The following is a 7,206-nucleotide window of genomic DNA, read 5'->3' as shown; positions in this document are numbered from 1 at the left end:
CAGCCAGCAAAGCCGCCAGGCGGACCTGGCGGCTTCTGCTATTCGGTTAGGGCAACCGCGCTGGTCGCCCGGCGAGCGGCTTGTTGACTTCTGCCAATCAGTCGACTTCGGCGGCCAGCTTGCCGACCACGTCGCGCACGTTCGCCGTCACCTCGGGGTGCTCGCCGGGCGCCTTGCCCGCCAAGGTCTTGAACGGCACCGACAGTTTGATCGCCTCGACCACCCGTGCGCCGGCGATGCCGAAGGACTTGCGGGTGTCGTCGTGTGCCCACACCCCGCCGTACTGGCCGAAGGATCCCCCGATGACCGCCAGGGGCTTGCCTTTCAGCGCGCCGTCGCCGAACGGGCGCGACAGCCAGTCGATCGCGTTCTTGACGACGGCCGGGTAGCTGCCGTTGTACTCGGGAGTCACCACCAGGGCGGCGTCGGCATCGGCGGCCGCGGCGCGCAGCGCGGTCACCGGGGCCAGCGGCGGCGCGCCGGTGTTCATCGCGTCGTCGATCTCTTCGTTATAGAAGGGCAGTTCCGCGAGGCCTTCGAAGATCGTGACGGTCACGTCGTCGGCGGCGACCTCCCGCGCCAGTTCGGCGATCTGGCGGTTGATCGACGCGGCCCGCAGACTTCCCACTAACGCCAAGATTTTGATTGCCACTGTTCCCAGGTTCCCTTCGATCGTTGCGTACATCCTCGCACGGCCTAACCGGACTGTAGTCCACTTTATTCCGGCGGCGTTAAAGTGCAGGGGTGAGCGAGCGGTCCGGTGAGTTGCACGTGTGCGCGCCCCAGGTGGTGCACCAGGAACGGGGCGACGCGGCGCGCAACCGCGCCCTGCTCCTCCAGGCTGCCCGAAACCTGGTCGCCGAGCGCGGCGCCGACGCCGTCACCACCGACGACATCGCCGCGGCCGCCGGGGTGGGCAAGGGCACGCTGTTCCGCCGCTTCGGCAGCCGGGCCGGTCTGATGATGGTGCTGCTCGACGAGGACGAACAGGCCGTTCAGCAGGCGTTCCTGTTCGGTCCGCCGCCCCTGGGCCCCGGCGCGCCCCCGGCGGACCGGCTGGTCGCGTTCGGCCGCGAGCGGATCCGTTTCGCTCACGACCACTGCGAACTGCTGTCCGCCGCCAATCGCGACCCGCAGAACCGGCACAACGCACCGGCGATGGTGTTACGCACGCACGTGCGGATGCTGCTCAAGGCGGCCGATTCCACCGGCGACCTCGATGCCCAGACCGACGCATTGCTCGCGCTGCTGGACGTCGATTACGTCGAACATCAACTGGCCGAGGGCGGTCACACGCTGGCGACGTTGGGCGACGCGTGGGAGAGCCTGGCACGCAAGCTGTGCGGGCGGTGAACGCCACGGATTGGGTCCTGCACGTCGACCTCGATCAGTTCCTGGCCTCGGTCGAGTTGCGCCGCCACCCCGAATTGGCCGGGCTGCCGGTCATCGTCGGCGGCAGCGGCGACCCGAACGAACCGCGCAAGGTCGTCACCTGCGCCTCGTACGAGGCCCGGGAGTTCGGTGTGCGGGCGGGCATGCCGCTGCGCGTGGCCGCCCGCCGCTGCCCCGAGGCCACCTTCCTACCCTCGGATCCGGCCGCCTACGACGCGGCCTCCGATCAGGTGATGGGGGTGCTGCGCGATCTGGGCCATCCGGTCGAAGTGTGGGGCTGGGACGAGGCCTATGTCGCGGTGACGGCACAGGACCCCGCCGAGGTCGCCGAGCAGATCCGCAGCGTCATCTCCTCGGAAACCGGGCTGTCCTGCTCGGTCGGCATCAGCGACAACAAGCAGCGCGCCAAGGTCGCCACCGGATTCGCGAAACCGGGCGGCATTTTTGTGCTGACCGATGCGAACTGGCTGCCGGTGATGGCCGAGCGCCCCGTCGACGCGCTATGGGGCGTGGGCCCCAAGACGGCGAAAAAGCTTGCCGAACTTGACATCACGACGGTCCGGCAACTGGCCCACTGCGACGCCGAGCTGCTGACGGCGACGTTCGGCCCGCGCACCGGGCTGTGGCTGCTGCTGTTGGCCAAGGGCGGTGGCGACAGCCACGTCAGCGCCGAGCCATGGGTGCCGCGCTCGCGCAGCCACGTCGTCACCTTCCCGCGCGATCTCACCGATCGCTCCGAAATGGACACGGCCGTAACGGATTTGGCCGAACAGGCGCTGACGGACGTGCTGGCGGCGGGCCGGGTCGTGACCCGGGTGGCGGTCACCGTACGGACCGCGACCTTCTACACGCGCACCAAGATTCGCAAGCTCGACGCGCCCAGCACCGACCGCGACGTCATCGTGGCCGCGGCCCTGCGGGTGCTCGACCTATTCGAGCTCGACCGGCCGGTCCGCTTGCTGGGGGTGCGCCTCGAGCTGGTCATGGGGGACTAGCGGCGGGCCGGGCCGCAGCGCCTTGGTGAAGATCACATTCACCTGGCGCATCGCCACGCTATAGGGCCACCACGCAAGCCTTTTGAAGGCGTAGAACGCGCGGATGTCGGCCGAGGTGTAGATCAGGTATCGGTTCTTGGCCACCCCGGCCAGGATCTTGTCGGCGGCCTTCTCCGGCGACACGGCATGGCCGGCGAATCGGCGCACCCACCGCGCGACGTTGGGGTCTTCGCGGTCCACGCCCGCGATCTCCACGGTGTTCACCAGCGGGGTGTTCACCGCGCCGGGCACCACCACCGACACGCCTATCCGGTGGCGGGCCAGGTCGAAGCGCAGCACCTCCGACAGGCCGCGCAGCCCGTACTTGCTGGCGCTGTAGGCGGCATGCCAGGGCAGGGCCACCAGCCCGGCCGCCGAGGACACGTTGACCAGATGCCCGCCGCGCTTGGCCGCCACCATCGGCGGGACGAACGTCTCGATGACGTGGATCGGGCCCATCAGGTTGATGGCGATCATCTTGCTCCACTGCTCGTGGGTGAGCCGGTCGACCGTGCCCCACGCCGAGACGCCGGCGATGTTCAGCACGACGTCCATGCTGGGATGTGCGGCGTGGATGTCGGCGGCGAACGCCGCCACCTGCTGGTAGTCGGCGATGTCCAGGGCCCGATGCTTGGGGACCTGAGCGCCCAGTGCGCGCGCGTCGGCGACCGTCTGCTCCAGGCCGTCGCGATCCCGGTCGGTCAGATAAAGTTCGGCGCCCTGCGCGGCCAGCCGTAACGCCGTGGCACGCCCGATGCCGCTGGCCGCACCGGTGACCAGGCACCGCTTCCCCGCGAAAGACCGCCCGGATCCCCTCTGCGCCATGGCGGTGACGATACCGGCGGTACCACCGCGCTAGGGACGGCCCGCCCACAGCGCGTGCAACCACAGCCGCTCGAGCACGCGCACCCGCCGGTCCCGATCGCTGTCGGCTCCGGCCAGCACCGGGTCGCCGGTCAACATCAGCGCGGTGGTGCCGGCCAGGGTGCGGATCAGGGTCGGCAGGTCGTCGCTGATCGGATTGGCGGTTCCGGCCTTCATCTCGGCCTCCACAATCGCGACGATCTGGCCCAACACCACCTCGAACTGCTGGTCCAGCAGGTCGCGGATCTCGACGTCGGTGTGGCGGGCCTCGTTGCAGGCGGTCATCAGCGGGTCGTTGTGCGCGTACACCACGGCCGCGCTGCCGACCATCCGCTTGGCGAACTCCTCGGGCGACTCCCCCGGCTGGCGTGGCGCGAAGTACTGCGTGAGCTCTTCGAGTTCCTCGGTGGCCTCGGCCATCAGTTGCGCCAGCACCGCGTATTTGGAGTCGAAATAGAAATAGAAGCCGGACCGGGCCACCCCGGCCCGCAGGCTGATGGTGCTGACCGACAGCTCCGCAAAAGGCTTTTCCTGCAGCAATTCACGCACCGCAGCCACGATCGCCTGGCGTTGCTTGTCGCCACGCCGTCGGGCGCCCGGCTCGGGAGTGGCGGGGTCGCTGGTCACTCCCTGACCTTGCACCACGCCGCCCGAAAAGCAAACTTGACAGCCGTCAAGTTTTTCAGCGAAGGTTATGAATCAGTGACGGCCGTCACCGGGAGGGCACGCAAAGGAGCGTTTATGACCGCCACCATCAGCACCCCGCAGTACCTGTTGGATCAGGCGCGGCGCCGGTTCACCCCGACACTGCAGACCATCCCGGGGATGGGGGCGATCGAGAAGCGTCTGCTGGCCCACGAGTGGCAGACCAAGATCCTGGCGGAACCGCCGGCCGGCAGCGACCTCAAACCCGTGCTGGGCGACGCCGGGCTGCCGATCCTCGGCCACATCATCGAGCTGTTCCGCGGCGGCCCGGACTATGCGTTGCACCTCTATCGAAACCACGGCCCGCTGATCTATCTGGACTCGCCGATCATGCCGGCGGTCACCGCGCTGGGACCCGACGCCACCCAGGCCGTCTTCTCCAACAGGAACAAGGACTTCTCGCAGAAGGGCTGGCACCCGGTGATCGGGCCGTTCTTCAACCGCGGCCTGATGATGCTCGACTTCGATGAGCACATGTACCACCGCCGGATCATGCAGGAGGCCTTCACCCGCAGCCGGCTGACCGGATATGTCGAGCACATCGATCGGGTGGCGACCGACATCGTCGCCAACTGGCCGACCAATGACGCGCGGTTCCTGTTCCACCCGGCGATGAAGGAGCTCACCCTCGACATCGCGTCGCTGGTGTTCATGGGTCACGAGCCGGGGTCCGACCACGACCTGGTCACCAAGGTCAACCAGGCGTTCACCACGACGACGCGCGCCGGCGGCGCCATCATCCGCCAGCCGATCCCGCCGTTCAAATGGTGGCGGGGCCTGAAGGCCCGCAAGTTGCTGGAGGACTACTTCGTCGAGCGGGTCCGAGATCGCCGCAACGCCACCGGCAACGACATGCTCACGGTGCTGTGCCACACCGAGGACGACGACGGCAACAGCTTCACCGACTCCGACATCGTCAACCACATGATCTTCTTGATGATGGCCGCCCACGACACGTCCACCTCGACGACCACCACGATGGTCTACAACATGGCCGCCAATCCGCAGTGGCAGGAGCGGGCGCGCGAGGAGTCGGCCCGCCTCGGCGACGGGCCGCTGGACATCGAGTCGCTGGAGAAGCTGGAAACGCTCGAACTCATCATGAACGAGTCGCTGCGCATGGTGACTCCGCTGCCGTTCAACATGCGGATGGCGGTGCGCGACACCGAGTTGCTGGGACACTACATCCCGGCCGGAACGAACATCACCATCTGGCCCGGCATGAACCACCGGCTGTCCGAATTGTGGACGGAGCCAGACAAATTCGACCCGGAGAGGTTCGCCGAACCGCGCTCGGAGCACAAGAGGCACCGGTATGCGTTCGCGCCGTTCGGCGGCGGCGCGCACAAGTGCATCGGCATGGTGTTCGGTCAGCTGGAGGTCAAGACCGTCGTGCACCGGCTGCTGCGCCGCTACCGCATGGAGCTGGCCCGGCCCGGCTACCAGCCGCACTGGGATTACGGCGGCATGCCGATTCCGATGGACGGCATGCCGATTGTGCTGCGCCCGCTGTAGAGCATCCCCGGCGGTGGCCGCCGTCGGGGTAGGGACGGAGTTTCATGTGCGCTATCACCGGCGCTAGCGCACATGAAACTCACCCCGTGATCGCCGAGAGCGGCCGCCTCACTCGAGAGCGAAAAGCCGGTTGGCGCAAGCGATCACCGCACGCAGCGCGGACTGCGTCGCATCGTCCGACCAGCCCATCGCCCATTCGGTGCGCGCGCCGTCGCCACCGCGGATGAACGTGGCGATGCCGGTCGCCGACCGCATCTGATGAAATCGGACGATCTCGACCGTCGTCCCGCACTCATGCAGCATCGCGGTCAGCGCCGCGATCGGCCCACCGGCGGCGGCGGTGAGCGTGCTGATGCGATCGCCCATCGCGATCACCGCCCGGAAGTCGCGGGCCTGCGGGCCCAGCCGGGTCGCGACGCGACCTGCGTCGGCGCATTCCCAGTGGCCGAGCCGCAGTGGGCCGGTGTTGCGTCCGTAGGTCGCGACGAAGCCCTCCCAGGACATGGTGTCGGCCTGTTCGCGCAGGCCGCGGGGCAACGCGACGCCGAAGCGTTCGCCGAACCACGCGCTGGCGGGGTGGAAAGAGTGGAGCTGATGGCGCTCGGGAAAAGTCATCGTGCCGGTCTTCTCTGGTCTGCTGGAGCGACCGACGACAGTAGCTTCCGACCCACAGCGGGGGGTCGGTCAGGATCAGACCCCGCTGCGGGTGCTAGCTACTACGAAACGCTCGAAAAGACGCACGAGCGTTGACATTAGACCTCCGGGCACCGCAGCTGCAACTCCCGCCCGACCACAAACGCACCGTACAAAAAAATATAGAAACTAATCCTAAAAGTTTGGTTTACCCATGTTTAACAGGGGGTATGACGGCGATCGACAGTCAATTAGACGGCTGTTCAACTACCCCTCACATGGAAGGCACGATCATGAAGGCGAAGAGCACCAAGAAAACCCTCAAAGCTGCCGTCGCGGCCCTCGGGGTGGCCGTGGTGTTAGCAGTACCGGGGTGCGCGACAACGGTTACCGGGGGCGCCGGGGGCTCGGGCCTCATCGGCGGCGCCGGCGGCGGCGTCGGCACCATTGGTGGCATTCTAGGCAGCCTCGGCCTTTAATCCGATTGAGCTAGCGTCCCGCCGGGGACCGCCGTTCTCGGCGGGGCGCTATTTCCGCACTGACCCGCGTTCGACCGGGTAGCAATTGCGATTCCGCGCATTGATGAATGCTTTATCGATGCTGCAATTCAGCCGGTAATTCGTCGCGCGGCGTACGTCACCGCGTCCTTTCGCGCCCGCCGGCAGCTCCTGTCAATCATGTTGCCTTAGTTAGTGTTTGCCGCGCGCCGGCACCCGCCCCGCATGACAAAATTGATTGCTGATTGCCTCTTTACGCGTGTTGAATAGTCGTTATAACATCCGATCAGTCGGGCGGTTCACCTGCGGGGCTATGCCCTCCAGACGAAAGGATGTGTCGATGAATTCAACGGGGACAAAGAAGGCCCTCAAAGTTGCCGCGGCCGCCGCGGGATTTGTCGTGGTGTTGTTCGCACCGACCGGATGTTTGGTGACGGGGACGACCGGTGCCACCACCGGCGGCACGCTGGGCGGCACCACCGGCGGGACGGTCGGCGGCACGATCGGCGGCACCATCGGCGGCGTGGTGGGCGGTATCACCGGGGCGCTCGGCGGCCTCTGACCGA

9 protein-coding genes are annotated in these 7,206 nt (G+C 67.2%); 5 read left to right on the top strand and 4 right to left on the bottom strand.

Annotation, left to right across the window (positions count from 1 at the left end; genetic code table 11):
• Positions 1-97: 97 nt before the first annotated feature.
• Entirely contained in the window at positions 98-685 is a 588-nt protein-coding gene (locus tag A5646_RS10125; RefSeq protein WP_066864743.1) for an NAD(P)H-dependent oxidoreductase, read from the bottom strand.
• A 59-nt stretch (positions 686-744) separates the two neighbouring features.
• On the opposite strand from A5646_RS10125, the gene A5646_RS10120 reads away from it, so the two are divergent.
• Positions 745-1,353: a TetR/AcrR family transcriptional regulator gene (locus A5646_RS10120; protein ID WP_067021500.1), complete on the top strand. Its 609-nt coding sequence runs from the start codon at positions 745-747 to the stop codon at positions 1,351-1,353.
• Positions 1,350-2,387 (top strand): DNA polymerase IV, encoded by a 1,038-nt coding sequence (locus A5646_RS10115; RefSeq protein ID WP_067021510.1) that lies wholly within the window; start codon positions 1,350-1,352, stop codon positions 2,385-2,387. Before A5646_RS10120 ends, A5646_RS10115 begins: the two co-directional genes overlap by 4 nt.
• Here A5646_RS10115 and A5646_RS10110 read toward each other — a convergent pair.
• Both A5646_RS10110 and A5646_RS10105 read right to left on the bottom strand, forming a co-directional pair.
• Entirely contained in the window at positions 2,322-3,251 is a 930-nt protein-coding gene (locus A5646_RS10110; RefSeq protein ID WP_067021498.1) for an SDR family oxidoreductase, read from the bottom strand. The genes A5646_RS10115 and A5646_RS10110 overlap by 66 nt on opposite strands.
• 30 nt (positions 3,252-3,281) lie before the next feature.
• The gene (locus tag A5646_RS10105) at positions 3,282-3,917 is read right to left on the bottom strand and encodes a TetR/AcrR family transcriptional regulator (RefSeq protein WP_066864752.1); all 636 of its coding nucleotides are present in this window, start codon (positions 3,915-3,917) and stop codon (positions 3,282-3,284) included.
• A 114-nt stretch (positions 3,918-4,031) separates the two neighbouring features.
• Between A5646_RS10105 and A5646_RS10100 the strand changes: the two genes are divergently transcribed.
• The gene (locus A5646_RS10100; RefSeq protein WP_066864755.1) at positions 4,032-5,510 is read left to right on the top strand and encodes a cytochrome P450; all 1,479 of its coding nucleotides are present in this window, start codon (positions 4,032-4,034) and stop codon (positions 5,508-5,510) included.
• Between the two features lie 108 nt (positions 5,511-5,618).
• Here the strand turns inward: A5646_RS10100 and A5646_RS10095 are convergent, their stop codons facing one another.
• Entirely contained in the window at positions 5,619-6,125 is a 507-nt protein-coding gene (locus tag A5646_RS10095; protein WP_067021496.1) for a homocitrate synthase, read from the bottom strand.
• 248 nt (positions 6,126-6,373) lie between these two features.
• Between A5646_RS10095 and A5646_RS10090 the strand changes: the two genes are divergently transcribed.
• Positions 6,374-6,622: a hypothetical protein gene (locus A5646_RS10090; protein WP_156748952.1), complete on the top strand. Its 249-nt coding sequence runs from the start codon at positions 6,374-6,376 to the stop codon at positions 6,620-6,622.
• 358 nt (positions 6,623-6,980) lie between these two features.
• On the top strand, positions 6,981-7,202 hold the full coding sequence (locus A5646_RS10085) for a hypothetical protein (RefSeq protein WP_066864764.1): 222 nt from the start codon (positions 6,981-6,983) through the stop codon (positions 7,200-7,202).
• Positions 7,203-7,206 lie beyond the last annotated feature (4 nt).

Source organism: Mycobacterium sp. 1245499.0 (genome assembly GCF_001673615.1).
GTDB lineage: Bacteria > Actinomycetota > Actinomycetes > Mycobacteriales > Mycobacteriaceae > Mycobacterium > Mycobacterium europaeum_A.
This window is presented reverse-complemented; position numbering and strand designations above follow the sequence as displayed.

What these genes read in the sequence shown, in the direction of transcription:
- A5646_RS10095 (WP_067021496.1), bottom strand. Translation starts at nt 6,125, where the DNA reads ATGACTTTTCCCGAGCGCCATCAGCTCCACTCTTTCCACCCCGCCAGC.
- A5646_RS10125 (WP_066864743.1), bottom strand. Translation starts at nt 685, where the DNA reads ATGTACGCAACGATCGAAGGGAACCTGGGAACAGTGGCAATCAAAATC.
- A5646_RS10090 (WP_156748952.1), top strand. Translation starts at nt 6,374, where the DNA reads ATGACGGCGATCGACAGTCAATTAGACGGCTGTTCAACTACCCCTCAC.
- A5646_RS10085 (WP_066864764.1), top strand. Translation starts at nt 6,981, where the DNA reads ATGAATTCAACGGGGACAAAGAAGGCCCTCAAAGTTGCCGCGGCCGCC.
- A5646_RS10110 (WP_067021498.1), bottom strand. Translation starts at nt 3,251, where the DNA reads ATGGCGCAGAGGGGATCCGGGCGGTCTTTCGCGGGGAAGCGGTGCCTG.
- A5646_RS10100 (WP_066864755.1), top strand. Translation starts at nt 4,032, where the DNA reads ATGACCGCCACCATCAGCACCCCGCAGTACCTGTTGGATCAGGCGCGG.